Below are 21,091 nucleotides of genomic sequence, written 5' to 3' on the forward strand. Positions count from 1 at the left end.
GTGATTTCCCCTAATGATGTGCCCTGCGGATAGGCAGCGTGAGAGACGTTGTCGAGGCGGGCGCGCCGGATTCTTGATCCGCGACGGCCGCTATTTTGTGTGCGGCGGTGCGATTTCGAACAGCACCGGCCAGTTCTTGCCCGTCACGAACAGCCGCCGGCCCTTCGCGTCCCAGGCGATGCCGTTCGCCACCGCATCGCCGCCGCCGGCATCGGCCTGTTTGGTCAGCGCGCTGACGTCGATCCAGCCGAGCACATGCCCGCTCGCCGGATCGATCCGCGCGATGATATCGGTCATCCACACGTTGGCGAGGATCTCGCCGTCGACATATTCCAGCTCGTTGAGATTGGCGACCGGATTGCCGTCCGCCGTCACCTTGAGCCGCTTGACCACACGCAGCGTTTTCGGATCGAGGAAGCGCAGCACCGGCGTTCCGTCCGACATGATGAGATTGTGCGCATCCTTGGTCAGCGCCCAGCCTTCACCGGTATAGTGGAACGTGCTGAGCCGCTTGAACCCACCGAGGCTCCAGCGATAGCCGTGGCCGTTCTTCCACGTCAGGCTGACGATCTGGTCGCCCACGTCGACGATGCCCTCGCCGAATTCGGACGCGGCCGTTGCGATCCTGCGCCGCACCGTGCCGGTCTTGAGATCGACCTGCCGGATGCTCGAACTGCCCTCCATGCCGGTGCTCTCGAACAAAGCACCGTCGCGGTAGAAAAGCCCCTCGGTATAGGCGCGGGGATCGTGCGGGTAGGTGGCGATCACCCTGGCCGCGTCGAGCGGCAACGGATCGGCCAGCGCCGGCGCGGCGGCGAGGCACAGCAGCGCGGCGAGGCCGAAGGTGCGCATCAGTCGCGCAGCAGCTCGTTGATGCTGGTCTTGGAGCGGGTCTGCGCATCCACCCGCTTGACGATCACCGCACAATACAAAGCGGGCTTGCCGTCGCCGCCGCCCGTCGAGCCGGGAACGACCACAGCATAGGGCGGCACCGAGCCGATATGGACCTCGCCGGTCGCCCGGTCGATGATCTTGGTCGATGCGCCGAGGTACACGCCCATCGACAGCACCGCGCCTTCGCCGACGCGCACGCCCTCGGCCACTTCCGCGCGCGCGCCGATGAACGCGCCGTCGCCGATGATGACCGGATCGGCCTGAAGCGGTTCCAGCACGCCGCCGATGCCCGCGCCGCCCGACAGGTGGACGTTGCGGCCGATCTGCGCGCACGAACCGACCGTCGCCCAGGTGTCGACCATCGTGCCTTCACCGACATAGGCGCCGATGTTGACGAAGCTCGGCATCAGGATCGCGCCCTTGGCGATGAAGCTGCCCCGCCGCACGACCGCGCCCGGCACCACGCGGAAACCGCCGGCGCGAAACTCCGCCTCGCCCCAACCGGCGAACTTGGAGGGCACCTTGTCGAACGCGGGCGCGCCCGCCGCGCCGCCATCGACCAGCGCATTGTCGTTGAGCCGGAACGACAGCAGCACCGCCTTCTTGAGCCACTGGTTGACGACCCAGCGGTCGCCCTGCGGCTCGGCGACGCGCGCCTTGCCGCTGTCGAGCAGGTTCAGCGCGGTCTCGACCGCGTCGCGCACCGGCGCGCCGGTCGAGAAGCCGATCGTGTCCCGCGCATCCCATGCTGCCTCGATGGTCGTTTGCAGGTCGTCGCTCATTGGTCCTCCAGAATGTCATGCAGCCAGTGCGTGATGTCGGCGCAGGTGAAGTCGATAAAGCTGCGGTCGGCGTCGTGACCCTGTTCGGAGCCGTTATCGACCCACACCGTCGTCATGCCGATCGCCTTGGCGGGCGCGAGGTTGCGCGCCATGTCGTCGGCGAACAAGGATTGCGCCGGATCGAGCCCGAACGCCGCACACAGCCCGGCGTAAGCGGACGCCTGCGGCTTCGGGATCAGGTCCATCGCGTGAATGTCGTGAATGGCCTCGAACGTCTGCGACAGACCAAGCCGTTCGAGCACGCGCCCGGCATAGCCGCGCTCGCCATTGGTGAAGACGATCTTGCGCCCCGGCAGATCGGCGATCGCGGCGGCGAGCGGTGCGTTCTCCTCCAGTACGTCCATCTCGACATCATGGACGAAGTCGAGGAACGCGTGCGGATCGACCTCATGCTCGGCCATCAGCCCGGCAAGCGTGGTGCCGTGGCCGAGGAAATACTGCTTCTGCATCCGGTACGCTTCGTCACGCTCCACGCCGAAGCGCCGGGCGATATAGCCGGTCATCTTCGCGTCGATCTGACTGAACAGGTCCGCACTCGCCGGATACAGCGTGTTGTCGAGATCGAAGATCCAGTTGCGGACATGGGTGAGGCGGGCGAGCATTACGCGCCGCTCTAGGGCGACGGCGGGCAGGGGGCAAGGCGGCGGCGCGGGTTAACGGTCATCGCGATCGTCGCGGCGGTCGCGGTCGCCACTGTCGTCATCGTCGTGGCCGACCACCCAGGTGTGATCCTGATTCTCCACGCGCGAGCGGATCTTGCGCCCGCGCGCATCGCGTGCCGGCGCGTAGCGGTAGCGTTGCTCGATCAGATTGCAGGTGGTCGTGTCGATATCGGGGTTGCCGCTGCTGCGACGGATGACGCAGCCGGTGGCATGGCCGTCGACCTCGACATAATAGCTGACATAGACGGTGCCGCCGACCCGTGCCCGCAGCGCACTGCGCGGATAGTCCGAGCCCCGGATGCGCCCGCTGACCTGATAGGCTTCCTCGGCGACGCCGCCGCCATCGCCGTCGCCTTGTCCGCCGCTGCCGGTGCCCTGGCCGACACCACCCGCACCGGTGCCGATGCCCGGCTTGTTCGCCGCGCCCGAGGTCGCCTGCGTGCCCTTGGCGGCGATCGGCGCGGCGACGACCGGCGGGGGCACCGGCATCGGGATATTGGGCGGCGGCGCGACCACCTCGGTCGCCTTGGATTTCCGGTTGGGCGGTGCGGCGGCGGCCGCCTTGTGATGCGTCGGCTTCGGCTGCGGCTGCGGTTGCGGCGGCGGCGGCGGCGGGGGTGGCGGCGCGGGGGGTGCGACGCCGAACAGCTTCAGATCGTTGTCGACAGCGTGCGAGATCGGCACGGTGAAACCGCTGACCAGCAGGAAGCCCAATCCCGCCTGCAACACCGCCGCCGCGATGGCGGCGCCGATCTTCCTGTCGCTGCTGGCCCGGTATGTCGTCATCGCCGCGTGCCAACCTCGTGAAGTGCCGTAGGGTTCCCGGCTTTGCCGCTGTAACGCGCCGGAGCTATCGTTCGTCCAGCCGATTCGTTCAGGAGCCCTGCGCCATGACCAACTTTCGCGACCGCGCGATCCAGCTGTACGACGCCTTTACCCACGAACACCGCGACCGCCGCGCACTGTTGCGCGATATGGTGGCGCTGACCGGGTCGGTCGCGGCGGCCGAACTGGCCATCGCCGGCATCGCCGCATCGCCCGCCGCCGCCGCGATCAGCGACCCCGCCGATCCGTCGCTCGATATCGTCCGGGAGGCGTATGGCGTCGGCCCGGGCAGGCAACTGACCGGCTATTTCGCCGCGCCCAAGGGCAAGACCGGGCTCGGCAGCGTCATCGTCTTCCACGAGAATCGCGGGCTGACGCCGCATATCGAGGATGTCGCGCGCCGTCTCGCGCTTGCCGGCTTCAGCGTGGTCGCGCCCGATTTGCTGAGCGATCAGGGCGGAACCCCGTCCAACGAGGACAAGGCGCGCGACATGATCGCCAAGGCCGATCTCGCCGCGATCACCAGCGAGGCGGTCGGCTCGATCGGGGCGATGCGCGCGCGCACCGGCGGCAACGGCAAGGTCGCCGTCGTCGGCTTCTGCTGGGGCGGCGCGCTCGTCAACCGCGTCGCGGTCGCGGCGGGCGATGCGCTGGCGGCAGGCGTCGCCTACTACGGCCCGGCGCCCGATCCGGCCGAGGCGGGCAAGGTCGCCGCGCCGCTGCTGCTTCATTATGCCGGCAAGGACACGCGCGTCGCCGCCACCGCCGGGCCATGGGTCGCCGCGCTGAAGGCGGCGGGCAAGGACGTGACCGACTATACGTATGAGGGCGTCGATCATGCCTTCAACAACGACACCGCGGGGGATCGTTATAATGCCGCAGCGGCGGCGCTCGCGTGGGAGCGGACGCTTGCCTTCCTGCACGCGCATCTTGACGGCTGAGCGGGCGCGTGTTCCACTGATGTTCTGATTCGAGGGGGCGGATGATGGCAAAAGATTTGATCTTCTATACCAACCCGATGTCGCGCGGGCGGATGGTACGCTGGATGCTCGAGGAGGTCGGCGCGCTATATGAGACGGTAGTGCTCGATTACGCTTCCTCGATGAAGGCGCTCGACTATCTGACGATCAACCCGATGGGGAAGGTGCCGGCGATCGTCCACGGCGGCAAGGTCGTCACCGAATGTGCGGCGATCTGCGCCTATCTCGCCGATGCATTTCCGGACGCGGGGCTGGCGCCGCCGCCGGCCGGGCGTGCGGACTATTACCGCTGGCTGTTCTTTGCGGCGGGTCCGGTCGAACAGGCGTTCACCAACAAGTCGATGGGAGTCGAGCCCGACGAGCGGCAGAAGCGCATGGCGGGTTACGGCTGCTTCGAACAGACGGTCGACACGCTCGAAGCCGCGATCGCGGGCAAGACCTACGTGGCGGGCGACACCTTCACCGCCGCCGATGTCTATGTCGGGTCGCAGATCGGCTTCATGCTCCAGTTCGGCATGCTCGAAGCGCGACCCGCGTTCGTCGCCTATTCGCAGCGTGTCTATGCGCGCGACGCGTTCAAGCGGGCGTCGGCGATCGACGATGCGCTGATCGCGGCGGCGAAGGCTGAGGCGGACGCGGGGTGACGCTGCCGCCCGGACGCGCTCACGGCATTTCGTGGCGCGCGGGTGGCGCCCCCGGCGGTCATCTGCCACACGGCATCGCATGAAGCGACCTTCGGTTTTCGCGGTGCGGCAGCACGTCACCAATTGGATGCGCGTGCGCAAGGACGGCCTCGTCCTGCCGCTCGGTGTGTTTCGGCGACGGATCGCGACCGGCATCGGCGCGGTGCTGCTCGGGCTGGTCGCGCTGCTGTTCGCGAGAGCCGGCGATTGGGCGCAGCATCTGTTCGCGCAAGGCGTCGCGCGCTGGCCCTATGCGCCCTTGCTGGCGAGCCCGGCGATCTTCGCGGGCATCACCTGGGCGACGCTGCGCTGGGTGCCGCAGGCGCGCGGATCGGGCATTCCGCAGGTGATCGCCGCCAGCCGCACGCCCGAACGATCCTCGCAAGGCCCGCTCGTGTCGCTGCGCACCGCCTTCGCCAAGATCGCGATGACGGTGGCGATGCTGTTCGCCGGCGCGAGCGTCGGGCGCGAGGGGCCGACGGTGCAGGTCAGCGCGGCGATCATGATCGCGGTCCACAAGCTGCTGCGCGTGCCAATCACCGCCGGCGTGCTGATCGCAGGTGGCGCAGCAGGCGTGGCGGCGGCGTTCAACACGCCGCTCGCCGGGGTCGCCTTCGCGATCGAGGAGCTTGCCTCGGCTTACGAACAGCGCGTCGCGGTGCTGGTGATGGCGGCGGTGATGATTTCGGGCCTCGTCAGCCTCGGTATCGCGGGCGATTATGTGTATTTCGGGCAGATGCGGCAGACGCTGTCGCTCGCCTCGGTGCTGCTGATCTGTCCGGTCGCGGGCGTGGTCGGCGGCGTGAGCGGTGGTCTGTTCAGCCGCGTCGTGCTCGCCTTCACGTCGCCGTCGCACCCGTTGCTGAAGCGATTGCGGTCGCGTCCGGTGCTGTTCTCGGCCGGGTGTGGCCTCGTGGTGGCGGTGCTCGGCATCGTCACCGCCGGGCAGGTGTGGGGCACCGGCTATGATGCGACCAAGCATCTCGTCGAGGGCGGCGACGGCTCCTTGTGGTTCGGCCCGGCCAAGGCGATCGCGACGCTGGCGACGACGCTCAGCGGCACGCCCGGCGGCATCTTCGCGCCGTCGCTCGCGGTGGGGGCGGGGATCGGCCACCTCGTCGCGGCGGCATTCCCGAACGATCCGGGCGGTGCGGTGGTGACGCTCGGCATGGTCGCCTATTTCGTCGGCGTGGTACGCGCGCCGCTGACCGCCGTCATCATCATCAGCGAGGCGACCGCAAGCCGGGGCATGATCCTGCCGCTGTTCGCCACCGCGCTGATCGCCGATGGCGTCAGTTCGGTGATGTGCCGCGAACGGCTGTACCACGGCCTGTCTCGCGGGTTCCTCGAGCCTGCGCCGGTGAAGGCGGAGGATGCAGCCGTGCCGGCGACGCAGTAACCGCGAATAACGGTCGCGACCGGGCGGACAATCCAGCGCCGGGACAAGCTAACGGTTGCCGAATCCCCCCGACATGCCCGATGGTCGCGCACCATGAGCACGCTCGATACGCGCAGCCACCAGATGTTCCCCACGCTCGATCCGGCGCAGATCGAGGTCGCGCGCCGTTTCGCCAGTGGCCCCGCGCGCACGTTCGCGCCCGGCGAGGCGCTGTACGAGATCGGCGATACCGATGCGCCGGCGTGGCTGGTGCTCGAAGGATCGATCGACGTGACGCGCCGCGACGGGCTGAACCGCGACGCGAGCATCACCGCACATCTGCCCGGCCAGTTCAGCGGCGAGGTGACGCAATTGTCCGGCCGCCCGACCATCGCCGGTGGCCATGCCGGCGCGCAAGGCTGCACCGCGCTGCCGTTCGATCCGGCGCATCTGCGCGCGCTGATGGTCGGTTCGGCCGATCTTGGCGAGATCGTAATGCGCGCGCTGATCCTGCGCCGCGTCGGGTTGATCGAGGAGGGCGGCGCGGGCTCGATCCTGATCGGCGTGCCGGGCAGCGCGGAGATCGTGCGGCTGCAAGGCTTCCTCACGCGCAACGGCTATCCCAACCTCGTGCTCGATGCCGCGTCGGACGGAGAGGGGCATGCGCTGGTCGAGCGGATCGGCGTGCTGCCCGAGGAACTGCCGCTGATGGTCTGTCCCAACGGCACGATCCTCAAACGCCCGAGCGATGCCGAAGCGGCGGCCTGCCTCGGCATGACGCCCGAACTCGACCCGGACACGCTCTACGACGTGGCGATCGTCGGGGCGGGGCCTGCCGGGCTGGCGGCCTCGGTCTATGCGGCGTCGGAAGGGCTATCGGTGGTGGTGCTCGACGAGCGGGCGACCGGCGGGCAAGCCGGGGCATCGGCGCGGATCGAGAATTATCTCGGTTTCCCGACCGGCATCTCCGGCCGCGCGCTGGCCGGCCGCGCGTTCAGCCAGGCGCTCAAGTTCGGCGTGGAGGTGGCGATCCCGCTCGGCGTCGAACGGCTCGATTGCGCCGCCAGCCACGCGGCGGGCGATCCGCTCAAACTCGTGCTCGCGAACGGCGGTCGCCTTCAGGCGCGCAGCGTCATCGTCGCGAGCGGCGCGCGCTATCGCCGCCCGGCGATCGACAATCTCGCGACGTTCGATGGCGACGGCGTGTCCTATTGGGCGTCGCCGATCGAGGCGAAGCTCTGCGAAGGCGAGTGTATTGCGCTGGTCGGCGGCGGCAACTCGGCGGGGCAGGCGGTGGTGTTCCTGGCGAGCAAAGTAAAGCATGTCGATCTCGTCGTGCGCCGCGATCTGCGCGAGACCATGTCGCGCTATCTGATCGACCGGATCGCGGCGCTGCCCAACGTGACGATCCACGTCGGCTCCGAAGTGGTCGGGCTGGAGGGCGACCGTGCGAGCGGCCTGCGCGCCGCCATCTTCAAGGATCGCAAAACCGGCGAGACCAAACGCTGCGCGCTGCGCCACCTGTTCCTGTTCATCGGCGCGGACCCCAACGCCGGCTGGCTCGACGGCTGCGTCGAGACCGACGACAAGGGCTTCATCGTCACCGGCGCGTCGGCGCTGCCGCTCCAGACCAGCCTGCCCGGCGTGTTCGCGATCGGCGACGTGCGCGCGGGATCGACCAAGCGCGTCGCTGCGGCGGTGGGCGAGGGCGCGGCGGTGGTCGCGCAGATCCACGCGATGCTCAGCCAATGAGCGACGCGCACGATCTCGAACGGTTCGTGACGGCGCAGGCGGACAGCTACGCCACCGCGCTTGCCGAGGTGCGGCGCGGCGCCAAGCGCAGCCACTGGATGTGGTACATCTTCCCGCAGATCGCCGGGCTGGGGTCGAGCGGGATGGCGCGAACCTATGCGATCCGGTCGCTCGACGAGGCGCGCGCCTATCTCGCGCATCCGCTGCTCGGCGCGAGACTGCGTGAGATCGTCGCGGCGTTGCAGGATCTTCCCATCGCCGACCCGGAGGCGGTGTTCGGCGGCATCGACGCGATTAAGCTGCGTTCCTCGCTGACGCTGTTCGAGGCGGCGGGCGGCGGCGCGCTGTTCGCCGCTGCGCTCGACCGGTGGTTCCGGGGAACACGCGATCCCGCGACGCTGGCGCGGATCGACGCTTGATCTTGCCGCCCGGCGCGGCTTAGCTGTGCGCGCATAACAGAAAAGAGGTCGCGAAACTCGGAACCGTAACGGGAGGATTCCTTGGCGACCAGCACCTGCAAAGCCCTGATGTGCAACACCACCGTCCCCGGCGATCCGGTGGCCTGTCCGGCCTGTGGCGGCAAGATGATGCGATCCGCCGTGATCCGGCGCATGGGCGCGGCGTTGACGATCTGCGGCGGCGCGATCGTCGGCATCATCGGTTTCGCCGCGCTCACCTTCGTCCCGCTGATGCTGGATCCCGACGGCGGCGGTGCCACCCACTTCAACGGCACGCGTGAAGAAGCGCAAATGTTCGTCGGCGTGATCTGCGTGGTGCTGCTGTTCGGTATCGCCGCGCTCGTCAACGGCGTCTTCCAACTGTCCACCGGCAGGCAGAACCGCACCGCGCAGTTCGTCGGCATCGCGCTTGCTGTGGTGCTGGCCGGCGGCGCCTATATCCTCGTCCGCTTCTGAAAGCTGCGGCGGGGTTTCGCACGCGCGCGCCTATGCTATCGGCTGCGCTTTACGAAGCGGAGTGGATCATGAACGCTAAGAGCGCTGCTGCCGTCGTCCGGTTCGCGGCAGAATGAGCCGGTTGGCGGTACGCGCCGCGACGCACGATGATCTGCCGGCGATCGTCGCGATGCTCGCCGACGACATCAAAGGGGCGGCGCGCGAGGATGCTCGCCTGCCGCTCGATCCGGGCTACGTCGCTGCGTTCGAGGCGATCGCGCGCGACCCGAAGATGCTGCTGGCGGTGGCGGAATACGGCGGGCGCGTGGTGGGGACCGTGCAACTTGCGGTCCTGCCCGGTCTGTCGCGCAAGGGGGCGTCACGCGGTTATATCGAGGCGGTGCGGATCGCGAGCGACCTGCGCGGGCAGGGATTCGGCGCGGAGCTGATCGACTGGGCGGTCGCATGGTGCCGCGCCGCCGGGTGCGGCATGGTGCAGCTCACCACCCAGCGCGACCGTGTCGACGCGCACCGTTTCTACGAGCGACTAGGGTGGGAGCGAAGCCATATCGGTTACAAGCTGCACCTTCAGGGGCCGGTATGATCGTCACGGCAGGCGCGGAGGACAGGCCGACCGTGGTGGCGCTGTGGCGCGCCTGCGGGCTGACGCGGCCATGGAACGACCCGGACGCGGATTTCGCGCTGGCGCTCGGCAACCCGACCTCAACGGTGCTGCTTGCGCGCGAGGGTGATGCGATCGTCGGCAGCGTAATGGTCGGTTTCGACGGGCATCGCGGCTGGATCTATTACCTCGCCGTCGCGCCCGAGCGGCAACGCAGCGGCATCGGCCGCACGCTGATGACAGCGGCGGAAGACTGGCTGGCGGAGCGTGGCGCGCCCAAGGTGCAGTTGATGGTGCGCGAGGGCAACGCGACGGCGCTCGGCTTCTACGCGACGCTCGGCTACGCGACGCAGGGCGCGGTGACGCTCGGGCGCTTCCTCAACGGGGTGGAGAAACCATGACGACGCTGTACGGCATCCGCAATTGCGACACGATGAAGAAGGCGTGGACGTGGCTCGACCAGCACGGGGTCGCCTATGATCTCCACGATTACAAGAAGGCGGGAATCGACCGCGCCACGCTGGAACGGTGGAGCGATGCGCTCGGCTGGGAGGCGCTGCTCAATCGTGCGGGCACCACGTTCCGAAAGCTGCCCGATGCCGACAAGGCCGATCTCACCCGCGACAAGGCGATCGACCTGATGATCGCGCAGCCTTCGATGATAAAGCGGCCGGTGCTTCAACATGGCGAGACGCTGCTCGCCGGGTTCAAGCCCGATGCCTATGCGGCGGCCGATCTACGTTGACCAGCCGCCACACGGTCCATATACGGATCGTATGTTCAACAAGCGCAGGCAACGGTAATGGGCATCGTCAAGATCGGCGACGATCTGCATGAGGAGGCGCGCCGCGCGAGCACGGTGATGTGCCGCTCGATCAACGCGCAGGCCGAGTTCTGGATGAAGATCGGCATGCTCGCCGAGGCGCATCCGACCTTGTCGTTCAACGAGATCGTCGAGGCGCAATATGCGGCGAGCCACGTCGGGCGAGCCGGCCCGGTACGCGCCTGAGATGGTGAAGACCGCGGACGAGCTTGCGCTGATGCGCGTGTCGGGCAAGCTGCTCGCCTCGGTATTCGAGATGCTCGATGCGCAGGATCTCGCCGGCATGTCGACCATGGCGGTGAACGATCTGGTCGACCGCTTCATCACCGTGGATCTCGCCGCGCGGCCGGCGAGCAAGGGGCAGTATGGCTTCAAATATGTGCTGAACTGCTCGATCAACCATGTCGTCTGCCACGGCGTGCCCGACACGGGTGAGGTGATCCGCGACGGCGACATCATCAACCTCGACATCACGCTCGAAAAGAACGGCTTCATCGCCGATTCGAGCAAGACCTACATCGTCGGCAACGCAGCCCCGGCCGCGCGGCGGCTGGTCAAGGTCGCACAGGAGGCGATGTGGCAGGGCATCCGCCAGGTGCGCCCAGGCGCGCATCTCGGCGACATCGGCCATGCGATCGAACGCCATGCCAAGAAGCACGGCTATGCGGTGGTGCGCGACTATTGCGGCCACGGCATCGGCCGCGAGATGCACGAGGAGCCGCAGGTGCGCAACTTCGGCAAGCCCGGCAGCGGGCTGCGCCTGCGCGAAGGCATGGTCTTCACGATCGAGCCGATGCTCAACCAGGGCACGCGCAAGGTCTCGACCGAGGCGGACGGCTGGACCGTCGTCACCGATGATCGCAAACTGTCGGCGCAGTTCGAGCATACCGTCGCGGTGACGGGCACTGGAGTCGAGGTGCTGACGTTGCGCGGCGACGAGACCGGGATGCGCGCGCGCGCGTGAGCGGACGCTGGAACGCCGGCACGCGCGTTCCTATCTGTGGCAAGAAGCCGCCACACAAGGACTTGCCGCATGCCGACCGCCCGCTGGAACGGAACCGTGATCGCGCAGTCGGACGACACTGTCGTCGTTGAGGGGAATCACTATTTCCCCGCGGACGCGGTCGATCCGGCGCTCCTGGAGGACAGCGGCACGCATACGATCTGCCCGTGGAAGGGCACCGCCAGCTACAAGACGTTGGTCGTGGACGGGCAGCGCAACCCCGACGCCGTGTGGTTCTACCCCGATCCGAAGGCCGCTGCTGCCGAGATCAAGGATCGCTACGCCTTCTGGAAAGGCGTCACCGTCGAGTGATTGCGTTTCCGTAACGGGAGCGGCAGACTGCCTCCAACTCAGCAGGAGGCGCAGGCTATGGCAACCTTCGGCAGACCGTCGCCGCCATTATGGTATCGCTGCGTCGCCGTTCTGTTCACGCTGTGGAGCGCGGCCGGCTGCTGGTTCTGTTATCTCCAGATCCGCCTCGGCGCGGCGGCGTTTGCCGGCGCGACCGAGTACGACCGCGCCTTGATGGCAGCGCTGCCGGGCTGGTATAACGGCTGCTACGCGGTGGCGGTCGGTGCGGCGCTGCTCGGCGGCGTTGCGCTGCTGGCACGCTCGGCGATCGGGCGTCCGCTGCTCGCGCTGTCGCTGATCGCTGTCGTGATCCAGTTCGGCTACCTGTTTTCGGCAACCGATATCGTCGCGCACAAGGGCTTCTGGACGGTGGTGCCGTTTCCCGTCGTGATCGCAGCGATCGCGATCGGCGCGCTCTGGCTGTCCGGCTACGCGGTGCGCCGGGGCTGGGCACGGTGAACAGCCGACGGCAAAACGCCGCCCCGCGAGGACTCGCGGGGTGGCGTTTCAGTCGCGGGAGGCGATCAGTTGGCGCTCGACGCAAGCGCCTTCGCGGAGGCGGCGGGCACGTCGAAAGCGACTTCGCGGCGGCCGGTGTAACCGGTCACGCGGTTGCCATGCACAGCGAGGCGGAAGGTGTCGCCGGTGTTGAGCACGCGGCCCGAGATGATCGTGCGATCGGCGACCTGCTGGGTCGTATAGACATAGGTATCACCATCGCGGGTGAAGGTGTGCTGCGGCGCGGTGTCGGCCAGAGCGGGGGTCGAAACGGCGGCGAGAAGCGTGGCGGCGAGGAGGAGGGTCTTCGTCATGATCTTTCCTTTCGGTTGGGTCGAAAGCCAGATCAGCATCCTGTATGTTCTGTTGTCGAAACGAGTGATATTGCGGTGCAGCAAATCCGCCAACCGCAAAAGTTGCGCGACCGGTTGCACGAAACGAACGCCAGCCCGCGCGGCTGACGTGGTTTGGCGACGGTCCGGGTTTATCGAAGCGTCGAGGTAAGGAGATGGTCGATGCGCGTGATGGTGCTGGTCAAAGCCACGCAGCATAGCGAAAGTGGGCTGTTGCCCGAACCCGAAGCGCTCGCGGAAATGGGCCAGTTCAACGAGCAGCTCGTCGCGGCGGGCATCCTGCAAGCCGCCGCCGGCCTGAAACCGACCACACAGGGTGTGCGGATCAGGTTCGATGGGGCCGAGCGTCGCGAAACCACGGGGCCATTCGCGCACCCGGACGCGCAGGTTGCGGGCTTCTGGATCTGGGAGGTCGCCGACATGGACGAAGCGATCGCGTGGGTGAAGCGCTGCCCCAATCCGATGCCCGGCCCGAGCGAGATCGAGATCCGCCCGTTCTACGAACTGGCCGACCTGCTGCCGGACGACCCCGCCCGACCCGCGATTTGAACCCCGCCCGGCATTCGGCTAAGGCCCGCGCTCGCTTCATACGACCGGACCCGACATGACCCTTTACGCCCGTTTCGCCGCGCATCTCGACGCGGCGCTCGACACGCTCGTTGCCGCGGGAGACTTGCCCGCCGGGCTCAACCGCGCGCCCGTCACGGTCGAGCCGCCGCGCGACGCCAGCCACGGCGATCTCGCCACCAATGCGGCGATGGTGCTGGCCAAGCCGGCCGCCACCAACCCGCGCGCGCTGGCCGAGAAGATCGCGACCGAGCTGCGTAAGCTCGACGAGGTCGAGGACGTGTCGATCGCGGGGCCGGGCTTCATCAACATGAAGTTGAGCGACGACAGTTGGCGTGCCGAACTGTCGGCGATCCGCGATGGAGGCGGTGATTACGGCCGCTCGACCACCGGGCGGGGCACCACCGTGAATATCGAATATGTTTCGGCCAACCCGACGGGTCCGATGCACATGGGGCATTGCCGTGGCGCGGTGGTGGGCGATGCGCTCGCCGCGTTGCTCGAGTTCGCCGGGCACAAGGTGATCCGCGAATATTACGTCAACGATGCCGGCGGTCAGGTCGATACGCTCGCGCGCTCGGCGCACCTGCGCTACCGCGAGGCGCTGGGCGAGGATGTCGGCGCGATCCCCGAGGGGCTGTATCCGGGCGACTATCTTATCCCGGTCGGTCAGCAGCTCGCGGCCGACTATGGCGACCGCTTCGTAAGTGCGCCCGAGAGCGAATGGCTGGTATTGTTCCGCAAGACGGCGGTCGCGGCGATGCTGGTGATGATCCGTGCCGATCTCGCGCTGCTCGGCATCCATCACGATCTGTTCTCGTCCGAGGCCGAGTTGCAGGCTGAAGGCAAGCCCGAGGCGGCCGAGGCGGAGCTGCGCGCGCGCGGGCTGATCTACGACGGCGTGCTCGAAGCGCCCAAGGGGCAGGAGCTTGAGGATTGGGAGCCGGTCGTCCTGCCGCTGTTCCGCTCGACCCAGTTCGGCGACGATCAGGACCGGCCGATCAAGAAGTCGAACGGCCAGTGGACGTACTTCGGCGCGGACCTCGCCTATCACTTCCAGAAGGCGCAAAGCGCCGATGCGCTGATCGACATCTGGGGCGCGGACCATGCCGGCACCGTCAAGCGCATCACGGCGGCGGTGCAGGCGCTAACCGGCGGCAAGACTCGCTTCGACGTCAAGCTGGTGCAGATGGTGCGGCTGCTGCGCGCGGGCGAGCCGGTGAAAATGTCCAAGCGTTCCGGTAACTTCGTCACGCTTGCTGACGTCGTGCGCGAAGTCGGCAAGGACGTGGTGCGCTTCACCATGCTCACCCGCAAGGCGGATGCGCAAATGGATTTCGACTTCGCCAAGGTGGTCGAGGCGTCGAAGGACAATCCGGTGTTCTACGTCCAGTACGCACATGCGCGGATCGCCTCGCTACGGCGGCGTGCGGCGGAGGCGCAAATCGCGTGCGATTCGGTCGACCTGTCTCAACTTGACACGGAGGACTTGGCGCTGGTGAAGCTCGCGGCGCAGTTTCCGCGTATCGTCGAGACGGCGGCAGCGGCCCGCGAACCACACCGGATCGCCTTTTATCTCTATGACTTGGCGGCGGCGCTTCATGCGCTGTGGAATGTCGGGAACGACCGTCCCGAGCGGCGTTTCCTGATCGCCGACAATGCCGCGATCACCTGCGCGCGGCTTTTCCTCGCCGACGCTATCGGGCAGATCATTCGCAACGGCCTCGCCATCATGGGCGTTGAGGCGGTCGAGGAGATGAAGTGATGACCTCCGGCAAGATCGATTCGAACGACGAGGATCGGCTGCCGTGGCTTGAGACCGCGGACGACGATTATCATGAAGGGCCATCGGCGCTGCATATCGCGCTGGTGGTGGCGGCGCTGCTTGCGGTGATCGCGGCGGCGATCCTCGGCTATCAGCTGATCCGCAACGCGCGCGATGCCGGCGGCAACGGTGCGCTGATCGCTGCGCAGGAGGGCGACTACAAGGTCAAGCCCGACGAGCCCGGCGGTCTCAAGGTAGAGGGCGAGGGCGACAGCGCGATCGCAACGAGCAACGGCGCAGGGTCCGGCAACAGCTCGATCAACGTGAAAGCGCTGCCTGAGGCGCCGATCATCGGCAAGAAGGCCGCGCCCACCGTCAAGGAAGGTGCCGGCGCGAGCAAGGCGGTGGTCGCGCTGCCGCCGTCGCACGGCAAGCTCGAGGCGAAGACCGCCACCCCGGTCATTGCGCACGGCACCGGCGGCGGCGCGCTCGTTCAGCTCGGCGCGTTCCCGTCCGAGGCGGCGGCCAACGCGGCATGGAGCAAGCTGTCGGCGCGGATCACTTATCTCGCGCCGCTCGGCAAGTCGGTGCAGGTCGCAGACGTCGGCGGGCGCACCACCTACCGGCTGCGCGTCAACGCCGGCAGCGCGAGCCAGGCGAGCGAACTGTGCGGCAAGCTGAAGGTCGCGGGCGAGGCGTGTTTCGTCGCCAAGGATTGAAGATCGATGTCGAACCGTTTGTGCCGTTCGGCACGAACGGTTCAGGGTGGTGGCACTCGGCCGGCTCGGCTGATATGCCGCGGACATGAAGCCCGTCATCTTCGGCCTGTCCGGCCTCACCCTTACCGACGACGAACGTCGGTTCTACGTCGAAGCCGCGCCGGTCGGCTTCATCCTGTTCAAACGCAATATTCAGGATCGGGCGCAAGTCCTTGCGTTGACGAATGAATTGCGTGCGCTCACCGGGCGTGACGACCTGCCGATCCTGATCGACCAGGAAGGCGGCAGGGTCGCGCGGATGGGTCCGCCCGAGTGGCCCGCGTTCCCGGCCGGGCCGGCGTTCGACGCTTTGTACGAAATCGCGCCGATCTCCGCGATCGAAGCGGCGCGCGCCCATGCCGAGGCGACGGGGGTGATGCTGGCCGAGGTGGGCATCAACGTCGATTGCTGGCCGCTGCTTGACGTCGCGCAACCCGACACCGCCGAGATCATCGCGATTCGCGCGCTCGGGCGCGAGCCGATGCGGGTGGCGGCGATGGGGCGCGCGATCCTCGACGGGCTGGCGCGGGCCGGCGTGGTCGGTGTCGTCAAGCACATGCCGGGGCATGGTCGCGCTTTGGTCGACAGCCACCTCGAACTGCCGCGCGTCACCGCCGACGCGGCCGCGCTGGAGGTCGATCTCGAACCGTTTCGCACGCTCGCTGCCGCGCCGATGGGGATGACGACGCATATCGTGTTCGACGCCTGGGACGCCGCGCGCCCGGCGACGCTCTCGCCGGTGGTGATCGAGGAGGTGATCCGCCGACAGATCGGGTTCGACGGCCTGCTGATGACCGACGATATCGACATGAAGGCGCTGTCCGGTACGGCGGGCGAGAAGGCGGCGGGCGCGATCGCGGCCGGGTGCGACGTGGTGCTCGATTGCTGGGGGCGAATGGACGAGATGGTCGAGATCGTCGGGCGGCTCGACGACATGTCGGATGTGTCGCGTGCGCGGCTGGATCGCGCGATGGCGTCGGTCGCAGGGCGCAAAAGCGGCGCGGACTTCGCCGAGTTGATCGCCAAGCGCGACGCGTTGCTGGCGCTGGCGTGATCGGCCCAACCCCTACGTCGCCCCAGCGAACGCTGGGGTCTTTGTGGGAAGGGCGCGCGCTGTCACCGGGAGACCCCAGCTTTCGCTGGGGTGACGCTCCGGGCGTTGGACGATGACCGAGCCCGAAACGCTCACGCTCGATCTCGACGGTTGGGAAGGGCCGCTCGACCTGTTGCTGGCGCTGGCGCGCAACCAGAAGGTCGATCTGCGCGAGATTTCGATCCTCGCGCTGGTCGATCAATACCTCACCTTCATCGAGCAGGCGCGTGAGATCCGGCTCGAACTGGCCGCGGATTATCTGGTGATGGCGGCGTGGCTGGCGTATCTCAAATCCGGCCTGCTGCTGCCGCGCGATCCGGAGATCGAGCCATCTCCTGAAGAACTCGCGCTGCGGCTGCAACTCCGCCTCGAACGATTGAACGCGATGCGCGAGGCCGGCGCGCGGCTGATGGCGCGTGACCGGGTTGGACGCGACGTGTTCGCGCGCGGTTCGCCCGAAGGCTTGAGAACCGTTCGTAAGGCTTTGTGGCAGGCCGAAATCTTCGATCTCATCGCGGCGTATGGACGGATCAGCGCGCGGACCCGGCCGGTGATGCACATCGTCGCCGATCGCCCGGTGATGACGCTGGAGGCGGCGCTCGACCGGGTGTCGCGCCTCGTCGGCGCGACGCTGGACTGGGCGGTGATCGAGAGCTTTCTGCCGGACAGCGCAAGCGGCATGTTCCGCAAGTCGGCGCTCGCCTCCTCGTTTCTCGCCGCGCTCGAACTGGCGCGGCAAGGGCGCGTCGAGTTGCAGCAGGCATCTCCGTTCGCGCCGCTCTACCTGCGCGCGCTTCCGTGAGCCCGCCGGACGATCTCGCCCGCGCGGTCGAGGCGGTGCTGTTCGCCGCGACCGAGCCGCTGACGCTCGACGCGATCCGTGCCCATGTCGGTGCCGACGCGAACGTCCGCGCCGCGCTCGACCGGCTTGCGGGAGAGTACGCCGGGCGCGGCATCGAACTGGTGCGGCGCGGCGATCGCTGGCACTTCCAGACCGCCGCCGACATGGCGCACCTGCTCCGCCGGGATCGTGAGGAGCCGCGCAAGCTCAGTCGCGCCGGCATCGAGACGCTGGCGATCATCGCCTATCACGAGCCCGCCACTCGCGCCGAGATCGAGGCGATTCGCGGCGTGCAGATTTCCAAGGGCACGATCGACGTGCTGATGGAGGCGGGGTGGGTGCGCCCGGCCGGGCGGCGCGAAGTACCGGGTCGGCCGCTGCTCTATGCGACCACGCCCGAGTTCCTCGCCCATTTCGGCCTCGCCAGCCGGCGCGACCTGCCCGGGCTCGAGGACTTGCGTGCCGCCGGGCTGCTCGATCCGGTCGATCTCGCGCTCGAAATGGAGACGGACACGAACGAGGTGGCAAAGCGTTCGGAAGAGGACTAGAGTAATAGAATTGTAGGAGAAACGTGATGGGTTTCGGTAGTCCGATTCATTGGCTCATTTTCGGCGTTCTGGCGATCCTGGTGCTGGGTGGCGGCCGCTTTTCGAGCATGATGGGCGATGTCGCCAAGGGCATCAAATCGTTCAAGAAGGGCATGGCCGAGGAAGACGAGCCGCGTCCCGCCAGCCGTATCGAAGCGAAGGCGGCGGCCGAGCCGGCGTTCGACGTGAACGGCGAGAAGGTTCGCGAAGAGCGCTGATTTTCGCGAAGGTTCTGCCCGTACATGTTCGATATTCAGCCCATGGAGCTGCTGATCCTCGGGACGGTGGCGATCGTCGTCATCCCGCCCAAGGATCTGCCCAAGGCCATGCGTGTGGCCGGTTACTGGGTCGGCCGGATGCGCGGCGTCGCCAACCAGTTCCGCAGCGGCTTCGACACGATGGTGCGCGAGGCGGAACTTCACGAGATGGAGAAGAAGTGGGCGGCGGAGAACGAGCGCATCATGCGCGAGCATCCGCCCACGCCCGCGATCGAATCGTCATCCCAGCCCGCGCTCGAAGCGCCGGCGGCGATGGCTGCGCTGCCGGATAGCGAACGGCACTTTAGCGAGGATGGACCGCCGATCTATGTCGAGCATCCGGTGGTGACACCTGCGGAGGCGGCACCGATCGCGCACGCTGACCCGGACAAGGCGGCGTCGTGAACGCGCCCGTCGATGAACTCGATGCGTCGCGTGCGCCGTTGCTCGACCATATCGTCGAGTTGCGCAGGCGGTTGCTTTACAGCCTTGCCGCGCTCGCGGTTGCGTTCGGGATATGCCTGTACTTCGCCGAGCCGATCTTCGGGTTTCTGGTTCACCCGCTGATCCAGGCCGGGCAGAAGCGGATTTACTACACCGGGCTGTTCGAGGCGTTCTTCGTCCAGCTCAAGGTCGGGCTGTTCGCCGGGCTGATGGTCGCCTTTCCCGTGATCGCCAACCAGTTGTGGCAGTTCGTCTCGCCCGGTCTCTACCGCAAGGAAAAGCGTGCGCTGCTGCCGTTCCTGATCGCGACGCCGTTCCTGTTCGCGACGGGGGCAGCGATGGCCTATTTCGTCGCGGTGCCGACGGCGCTGCACTTCCTGCTCAGCTATCAGGGCAATGTCGGCGGGATCGAGCAGACCGCGCTGCCGGCGGTCGACAAATATCTCGATTTCGTGATGCAGTTCCTGTTCGCGTTCGGTATCGCCTTCCTGATGCCGGTCGTGCTGATGCTGCTGGAGCGGGCGGGGATCGTCACGCGGAAGCAGCTCGTCGGCGGGCGGCGTTATGCGATCGTCGGCTGTTTCGCGGTGGCGCTCGTGCTGGCTCCGCCTGATGCGGGCTCGATGGTGATGCTCGCGGTGCCGCTGGTGCTGCTCTATGAACTCGCGCTGATCGCGATCTGGTTCACCGAAAAGCGGCGGGGCTCGGCCGCAGCCGAGGTCGCTGCCTGAACGCTGGCGTCACCCCGGCGCGGCCGGGGTGACGCAGCCTGGTTACTTGGCGCTGTCAGCCGTCTTTGCGACAGTGTTGCCGGCCGAACTGACGTCCTTGCCGGCGCCTTCGATCGTGTTGCACGCGCTGACGAGCAATGCACCGGCGACCAGCGCCAATCCGACGAGCTTACGCATTCGTTTATCTCCTGAGCTGAGCGAAGGAAACGCCTTCGTCACACAAGAATGATCGAAGCGACGCTCCGTTCCGCATCGGCAACGAGATCGTGATCAGTGGCTATGATGAAAGATGCCCAAACGAATTTGGGTCCGGAGGCACTACCGGGGGGGGGGGAGGGTAGTGCGTCCGGACCCATGTTCTGGATAGCGAGAGCGGGGGGGCATAAAGTCGCTATCCGAGGAGTAAAACGTCGCTTTTCCGATCAGGTTCCGCGCCGTTTGCAAGAAAAGCGAATTTTCTGAATCGCTTTCCCGTCGTCGTTGAAGATCAGCCGCAGCACCTCGCCCCGGCGTCTGCGGCCCGAGGCGATGCGCCGTTTGCGTCAACGCGCTGGCATGGCGGTTCCGGCTCGCGTATGGACACGCGCATGTCCACGACCTTCACGATCGACACCGCCACCAGCCGCGCGAACCCGACGCCGGCACCGATGAAGCGGCTGACGGTGCCCGCGATCCGCAGGCGCAAGGGTGGCGAGCCGCTGGTGATGCTCACCGCCTATACCGTACGGATGGCGCAATTGCTCGACCCGCATTGCGATCTTTTGCTGGTGGGGGACAGTCTCGGTCAGGTGATCTATGGTCTGCCCTCGACGTTGCCGGTCACGCTCGACATGATGTGCGCGCATGGCGCGGCGGTGGTGCGTGGCAGCTACCACGCGGTCGTCGTCATCGACATGCCGTTCGGCAGCTACGAGGCGAGCCCGCAGGCGGCGTTCGCATCGGCGTCGCGGATCATGGCGGAAACGGGCGCGGCGGCGGTGAAGCTCGAAGGCGGGGTCGCGATGGCACCGACGGTGGCGTTCCTGTCGGAACGGGGCATACCTGTGATGGGGCACATCGGCCTCACCCCGCAGGCGGTCAACGCGCTCGGCGGCTATGGCGCACGCGGGCGGAGCGCGGCGGAGGAGGCCAAGATCCTCGCCGATGCGCGCGCGATCGCCGAAGCCGGCGCGTTCGCGATCGTCGCGGAGGGCGTGCTCGAGCCGATCGCTCGCGCCGTGACCGCGGAGGTGGCGTGTCCGGTGATCGGTATCGGTGCATCGGCACAGTGCGACGGGCAGGTGCTCGTCACCGAGGACATGCTTGGCCTGTTCGATCGTACCGCACGGTTCGTGAAGAAGTTCGACGACATGGCCGGCCGCATTTCCGCCGCGGTTGAGACCTATGCGCGCGATGTCCGATCGCGGGATTTTCCCGGTGTCGAACAGACGTATCTGCCGAAGGATTGAACGACTTCCCCTTGTGGGCGCGGCCAGCTAAGGCTTGCGCT

General features: G+C 67.4%; 29 protein-coding genes. 23 read left to right on the forward strand and 6 right to left on the reverse strand.

What is annotated here, in order from left to right; genetic code table 11:
* Nucleotides 1–90 precede the first annotated feature (90 nt).
* The 4 genes from AC3ANX_RS07415 to AC3ANX_RS07430 are packed head-to-tail and all read right to left on the reverse strand — an operon-like array spanning nt 91 to nt 3,184.
* Nucleotides 91–852 (reverse strand): glutaminyl-peptide cyclotransferase, encoded by a 762-nt coding sequence (locus AC3ANX_RS07415; protein ID WP_488336351.1) that lies wholly within the window; start codon nt 850–852, stop codon nt 91–93.
* Entirely contained in the window at nt 852–1,676 is an 825-nt protein-coding gene (dapD, locus tag AC3ANX_RS07420) for a 2,3,4,5-tetrahydropyridine-2,6-dicarboxylate N-succinyltransferase (RefSeq protein WP_488336352.1), read from the reverse strand. The genes AC3ANX_RS07415 and dapD overlap by 1 nt, the downstream gene beginning before the upstream one ends.
* A complete protein-coding gene (locus AC3ANX_RS07425) occupies nt 1,673–2,338 on the reverse strand; it encodes a pyrimidine 5'-nucleotidase (protein WP_488336353.1) in 666 nt (221 codons plus the stop codon). The genes dapD and AC3ANX_RS07425 overlap by 4 nt, the downstream gene beginning before the upstream one ends.
* A gap of 51 nt (nt 2,339–2,389) precedes the next feature.
* A complete protein-coding gene (locus AC3ANX_RS07430) occupies nt 2,390–3,184 on the reverse strand; it encodes a TonB family protein (RefSeq protein WP_488336354.1) in 795 nt (264 codons plus the stop codon).
* 104 nt (nt 3,185–3,288) lie between these two features.
* Here AC3ANX_RS07430 and AC3ANX_RS07435 point away from each other — a divergent pair, with 104 nt between their 5' ends.
* The 13 genes from AC3ANX_RS07435 to AC3ANX_RS07495 all read left to right on the forward strand — a co-directional run bounded on the left by AC3ANX_RS07435 (nt 3,289) and on the right by AC3ANX_RS07495 (nt 12,167).
* The gene (locus AC3ANX_RS07435; RefSeq protein ID WP_488336355.1) at nt 3,289–4,164 is read left to right on the forward strand and encodes a dienelactone hydrolase family protein; all 876 of its coding nucleotides are present in this window, start codon (nt 3,289–3,291) and stop codon (nt 4,162–4,164) included.
* Between the two features lie 44 nt (nt 4,165–4,208).
* Nucleotides 4,209–4,847 carry a glutathione S-transferase family protein gene (locus tag AC3ANX_RS07440; protein WP_488336356.1) on the forward strand — a complete coding sequence of 213 codons (639 nt, stop codon included), beginning with the start codon at nt 4,209–4,211 and terminating at the stop codon, nt 4,845–4,847.
* Nucleotides 4,848–4,974: 127 nt separating this feature from the next.
* A complete protein-coding gene (locus tag AC3ANX_RS07445; protein ID WP_488336908.1) occupies nt 4,975–6,285 on the forward strand; it encodes a chloride channel protein in 1,311 nt (436 codons plus the stop codon).
* 93 nt (nt 6,286–6,378) lie between these two features.
* Nucleotides 6,379–8,016 carry an FAD-dependent oxidoreductase gene (locus AC3ANX_RS07450; protein ID WP_488336357.1) on the forward strand — a complete coding sequence of 546 codons (1,638 nt, stop codon included), beginning with the start codon at nt 6,379–6,381 and terminating at the stop codon, nt 8,014–8,016.
* The gene (locus AC3ANX_RS07455; protein ID WP_488336358.1) at nt 8,013–8,435 is read left to right on the forward strand and encodes a DUF1810 domain-containing protein; all 423 of its coding nucleotides are present in this window, start codon (nt 8,013–8,015) and stop codon (nt 8,433–8,435) included. The genes AC3ANX_RS07450 and AC3ANX_RS07455 overlap by 4 nt, the downstream gene beginning before the upstream one ends.
* An 81-nt stretch (nt 8,436–8,516) precedes the next feature.
* A complete protein-coding gene (locus AC3ANX_RS07460; RefSeq protein WP_488336359.1) occupies nt 8,517–8,930 on the forward strand; it encodes a hypothetical protein in 414 nt (137 codons plus the stop codon).
* 112 nt (nt 8,931–9,042) lie between these two features.
* Nucleotides 9,043–9,513 carry a GNAT family N-acetyltransferase gene (locus AC3ANX_RS07465; protein ID WP_488336360.1) on the forward strand — a complete coding sequence of 157 codons (471 nt, stop codon included), beginning with the start codon at nt 9,043–9,045 and terminating at the stop codon, nt 9,511–9,513.
* Nucleotides 9,510–9,932: a GNAT family acetyltransferase gene (locus AC3ANX_RS07470; protein ID WP_488336361.1), complete on the forward strand. Its 423-nt coding sequence runs from the start codon at nt 9,510–9,512 to the stop codon at nt 9,930–9,932. Before AC3ANX_RS07465 ends, AC3ANX_RS07470 begins: the two co-directional genes overlap by 4 nt.
* Complete coding sequence (locus AC3ANX_RS07475) at nt 9,929–10,276, forward strand: ArsC family reductase (protein ID WP_488336362.1); 348 nt, start codon at nt 9,929–9,931, stop codon at nt 10,274–10,276. The genes AC3ANX_RS07470 and AC3ANX_RS07475 overlap by 4 nt, the downstream gene beginning before the upstream one ends.
* A 57-nt stretch (nt 10,277–10,333) precedes the next feature.
* Nucleotides 10,334–10,540: a ParD-like family protein gene (locus AC3ANX_RS07480; protein WP_488336363.1), complete on the forward strand. Its 207-nt coding sequence runs from the start codon at nt 10,334–10,336 to the stop codon at nt 10,538–10,540.
* Nucleotide 10,541: 1 nt separating this feature from the next.
* A complete protein-coding gene (map, locus tag AC3ANX_RS07485; RefSeq protein ID WP_488336364.1) occupies nt 10,542–11,318 on the forward strand; it encodes a type I methionyl aminopeptidase in 777 nt (258 codons plus the stop codon).
* Between the two features lie 69 nt (nt 11,319–11,387).
* Nucleotides 11,388–11,669, forward strand: a complete 282-nt coding sequence (locus AC3ANX_RS07490) for a DUF427 domain-containing protein (protein ID WP_488336365.1) — start codon at nt 11,388–11,390, stop codon at nt 11,667–11,669.
* Nucleotides 11,670–11,726: 57 nt separating this feature from the next.
* Nucleotides 11,727–12,167, forward strand: coding sequence for a hypothetical protein (locus AC3ANX_RS07495; RefSeq protein ID WP_488336366.1), 441 nt, complete (start codon nt 11,727–11,729; stop codon nt 12,165–12,167).
* A gap of 65 nt (nt 12,168–12,232) precedes the next feature.
* On the opposite strand, the gene AC3ANX_RS07500 is transcribed toward AC3ANX_RS07495, so the two are convergent.
* Entirely contained in the window at nt 12,233–12,520 is a 288-nt protein-coding gene (locus AC3ANX_RS07500) for a hypothetical protein (protein WP_488336367.1), read from the reverse strand.
* Between the two features lie 201 nt (nt 12,521–12,721).
* Here AC3ANX_RS07500 and AC3ANX_RS07505 point away from each other — a divergent pair, with 201 nt between their 5' ends.
* From AC3ANX_RS07505 to tatC, 9 genes are all read left to right on the forward strand, one after another.
* Nucleotides 12,722–13,108: a YciI family protein gene (locus AC3ANX_RS07505; protein WP_488336368.1), complete on the forward strand. Its 387-nt coding sequence runs from the start codon at nt 12,722–12,724 to the stop codon at nt 13,106–13,108.
* A gap of 55 nt (nt 13,109–13,163) precedes the next feature.
* The gene (argS, locus tag AC3ANX_RS07510) at nt 13,164–14,891 is read left to right on the forward strand and encodes an arginine--tRNA ligase (protein WP_488336369.1); all 1,728 of its coding nucleotides are present in this window, start codon (nt 13,164–13,166) and stop codon (nt 14,889–14,891) included.
* The gene (locus AC3ANX_RS07515; RefSeq protein WP_488336370.1) at nt 14,891–15,610 is read left to right on the forward strand and encodes an SPOR domain-containing protein; all 720 of its coding nucleotides are present in this window, start codon (nt 14,891–14,893) and stop codon (nt 15,608–15,610) included. Before argS ends, AC3ANX_RS07515 begins: the two co-directional genes overlap by 1 nt.
* An 85-nt stretch (nt 15,611–15,695) precedes the next feature.
* Nucleotides 15,696–16,703, forward strand: a complete 1,008-nt coding sequence (locus AC3ANX_RS07520) for a glycoside hydrolase family 3 N-terminal domain-containing protein (RefSeq protein WP_488336371.1) — start codon at nt 15,696–15,698, stop codon at nt 16,701–16,703.
* A gap of 112 nt (nt 16,704–16,815) precedes the next feature.
* The gene (locus AC3ANX_RS07525; RefSeq protein ID WP_488336372.1) at nt 16,816–17,544 is read left to right on the forward strand and encodes a segregation and condensation protein A; all 729 of its coding nucleotides are present in this window, start codon (nt 16,816–16,818) and stop codon (nt 17,542–17,544) included.
* On the forward strand, nt 17,541–18,131 hold the full coding sequence (scpB, locus tag AC3ANX_RS07530; RefSeq protein ID WP_488336373.1) for an SMC-Scp complex subunit ScpB: 591 nt from the start codon (nt 17,541–17,543) through the stop codon (nt 18,129–18,131). Before AC3ANX_RS07525 ends, scpB begins: the two co-directional genes overlap by 4 nt.
* Nucleotides 18,132–18,157: 26 nt before the next feature.
* Nucleotides 18,158–18,388 (forward strand): twin-arginine translocase TatA/TatE family subunit, encoded by a 231-nt coding sequence (locus AC3ANX_RS07535; RefSeq protein WP_488336374.1) that lies wholly within the window; start codon nt 18,158–18,160, stop codon nt 18,386–18,388.
* Nucleotides 18,389–18,412: 24 nt separating this feature from the next.
* Entirely contained in the window at nt 18,413–18,832 is a 420-nt protein-coding gene (tatB, locus tag AC3ANX_RS07540) for a Sec-independent protein translocase protein TatB (protein WP_488336375.1), read from the forward strand.
* On the forward strand, nt 18,829–19,602 hold the full coding sequence (gene tatC / locus AC3ANX_RS07545) for a twin-arginine translocase subunit TatC (RefSeq protein WP_488336376.1): 774 nt from the start codon (nt 18,829–18,831) through the stop codon (nt 19,600–19,602). The genes tatB and tatC overlap by 4 nt, the downstream gene beginning before the upstream one ends.
* Before the next feature lie 42 nt (nt 19,603–19,644).
* Here tatC and AC3ANX_RS07550 read toward each other — a convergent pair whose 3' ends face one another.
* Nucleotides 19,645–19,779, reverse strand: coding sequence for an entericidin A/B family lipoprotein (locus AC3ANX_RS07550; RefSeq protein ID WP_488336377.1), 135 nt, complete (start codon nt 19,777–19,779; stop codon nt 19,645–19,647).
* 410 nt (nt 19,780–20,189) lie between these two features.
* Here AC3ANX_RS07550 and panB point away from each other — a divergent pair, with 410 nt between their 5' ends.
* Nucleotides 20,190–21,050 carry a 3-methyl-2-oxobutanoate hydroxymethyltransferase gene (gene panB / locus AC3ANX_RS07555; RefSeq protein ID WP_488336378.1) on the forward strand — a complete coding sequence of 287 codons (861 nt, stop codon included), beginning with the start codon at nt 20,190–20,192 and terminating at the stop codon, nt 21,048–21,050.
* Nucleotides 21,051–21,091: the final 41 nt, after the last annotated feature.

The organism is Sphingomonas sp. BRN-1R, from assembly GCF_057748035.1.

What these genes read in the sequence shown, in the direction of transcription:
- AC3ANX_RS07450 (WP_488336357.1), top strand. Translation starts at nt 6,379, where the DNA reads ATGAGCACGCTCGATACGCGCAGCCACCAGATGTTCCCCACGCTCGAT.
- map (WP_488336364.1), top strand. Translation starts at nt 10,542, where the DNA reads ATGGTGAAGACCGCGGACGAGCTTGCGCTGATGCGCGTGTCGGGCAAG.
- AC3ANX_RS07475 (WP_488336362.1), top strand. Translation starts at nt 9,929, where the DNA reads ATGACGACGCTGTACGGCATCCGCAATTGCGACACGATGAAGAAGGCG.
- AC3ANX_RS07515 (WP_488336370.1), top strand. Translation starts at nt 14,891, where the DNA reads ATGACCTCCGGCAAGATCGATTCGAACGACGAGGATCGGCTGCCGTGG.
- AC3ANX_RS07525 (WP_488336372.1), top strand. Translation starts at nt 16,816, where the DNA reads ATGACCGAGCCCGAAACGCTCACGCTCGATCTCGACGGTTGGGAAGGG.
- AC3ANX_RS07455 (WP_488336358.1), top strand. Translation starts at nt 8,013, where the DNA reads ATGAGCGACGCGCACGATCTCGAACGGTTCGTGACGGCGCAGGCGGAC.
- AC3ANX_RS07550 (WP_488336377.1), bottom strand. Translation starts at nt 19,779, where the DNA reads ATGCGTAAGCTCGTCGGATTGGCGCTGGTCGCCGGTGCATTGCTCGTC.
- AC3ANX_RS07500 (WP_488336367.1), bottom strand. Translation starts at nt 12,520, where the DNA reads ATGACGAAGACCCTCCTCCTCGCCGCCACGCTTCTCGCCGCCGTTTCG.
- AC3ANX_RS07490 (WP_488336365.1), top strand. Translation starts at nt 11,388, where the DNA reads ATGCCGACCGCCCGCTGGAACGGAACCGTGATCGCGCAGTCGGACGAC.
- AC3ANX_RS07470 (WP_488336361.1), top strand. Translation starts at nt 9,510, where the DNA reads ATGATCGTCACGGCAGGCGCGGAGGACAGGCCGACCGTGGTGGCGCTG.
- AC3ANX_RS07535 (WP_488336374.1), top strand. Translation starts at nt 18,158, where the DNA reads ATGGGTTTCGGTAGTCCGATTCATTGGCTCATTTTCGGCGTTCTGGCG.
- tatB (WP_488336375.1), top strand. Translation starts at nt 18,413, where the DNA reads ATGTTCGATATTCAGCCCATGGAGCTGCTGATCCTCGGGACGGTGGCG.
- AC3ANX_RS07445 (WP_488336908.1), top strand. Translation starts at nt 4,975, where the DNA reads ATGCGCGTGCGCAAGGACGGCCTCGTCCTGCCGCTCGGTGTGTTTCGG.
- AC3ANX_RS07435 (WP_488336355.1), top strand. Translation starts at nt 3,289, where the DNA reads ATGACCAACTTTCGCGACCGCGCGATCCAGCTGTACGACGCCTTTACC.
- AC3ANX_RS07495 (WP_488336366.1), top strand. Translation starts at nt 11,727, where the DNA reads ATGGCAACCTTCGGCAGACCGTCGCCGCCATTATGGTATCGCTGCGTC.
- AC3ANX_RS07425 (WP_488336353.1), bottom strand. Translation starts at nt 2,338, where the DNA reads ATGCTCGCCCGCCTCACCCATGTCCGCAACTGGATCTTCGATCTCGAC.
- panB (WP_488336378.1), top strand. Translation starts at nt 20,190, where the DNA reads ATGTCCACGACCTTCACGATCGACACCGCCACCAGCCGCGCGAACCCG.
- AC3ANX_RS07505 (WP_488336368.1), top strand. Translation starts at nt 12,722, where the DNA reads ATGCGCGTGATGGTGCTGGTCAAAGCCACGCAGCATAGCGAAAGTGGG.
- argS (WP_488336369.1), top strand. Translation starts at nt 13,164, where the DNA reads ATGACCCTTTACGCCCGTTTCGCCGCGCATCTCGACGCGGCGCTCGAC.
- AC3ANX_RS07520 (WP_488336371.1), top strand. Translation starts at nt 15,696, where the DNA reads ATGAAGCCCGTCATCTTCGGCCTGTCCGGCCTCACCCTTACCGACGAC.
- AC3ANX_RS07415 (WP_488336351.1), bottom strand. Translation starts at nt 852, where the DNA reads ATGCGCACCTTCGGCCTCGCCGCGCTGCTGTGCCTCGCCGCCGCGCCG.
- AC3ANX_RS07480 (WP_488336363.1), top strand. Translation starts at nt 10,334, where the DNA reads ATGGGCATCGTCAAGATCGGCGACGATCTGCATGAGGAGGCGCGCCGC.
- AC3ANX_RS07430 (WP_488336354.1), bottom strand. Translation starts at nt 3,184, where the DNA reads ATGACGACATACCGGGCCAGCAGCGACAGGAAGATCGGCGCCGCCATC.
- AC3ANX_RS07465 (WP_488336360.1), top strand. Translation starts at nt 9,043, where the DNA reads ATGAGCCGGTTGGCGGTACGCGCCGCGACGCACGATGATCTGCCGGCG.
- AC3ANX_RS07440 (WP_488336356.1), top strand. Translation starts at nt 4,209, where the DNA reads ATGGCAAAAGATTTGATCTTCTATACCAACCCGATGTCGCGCGGGCGG.
- dapD (WP_488336352.1), bottom strand. Translation starts at nt 1,676, where the DNA reads ATGAGCGACGACCTGCAAACGACCATCGAGGCAGCATGGGATGCGCGG.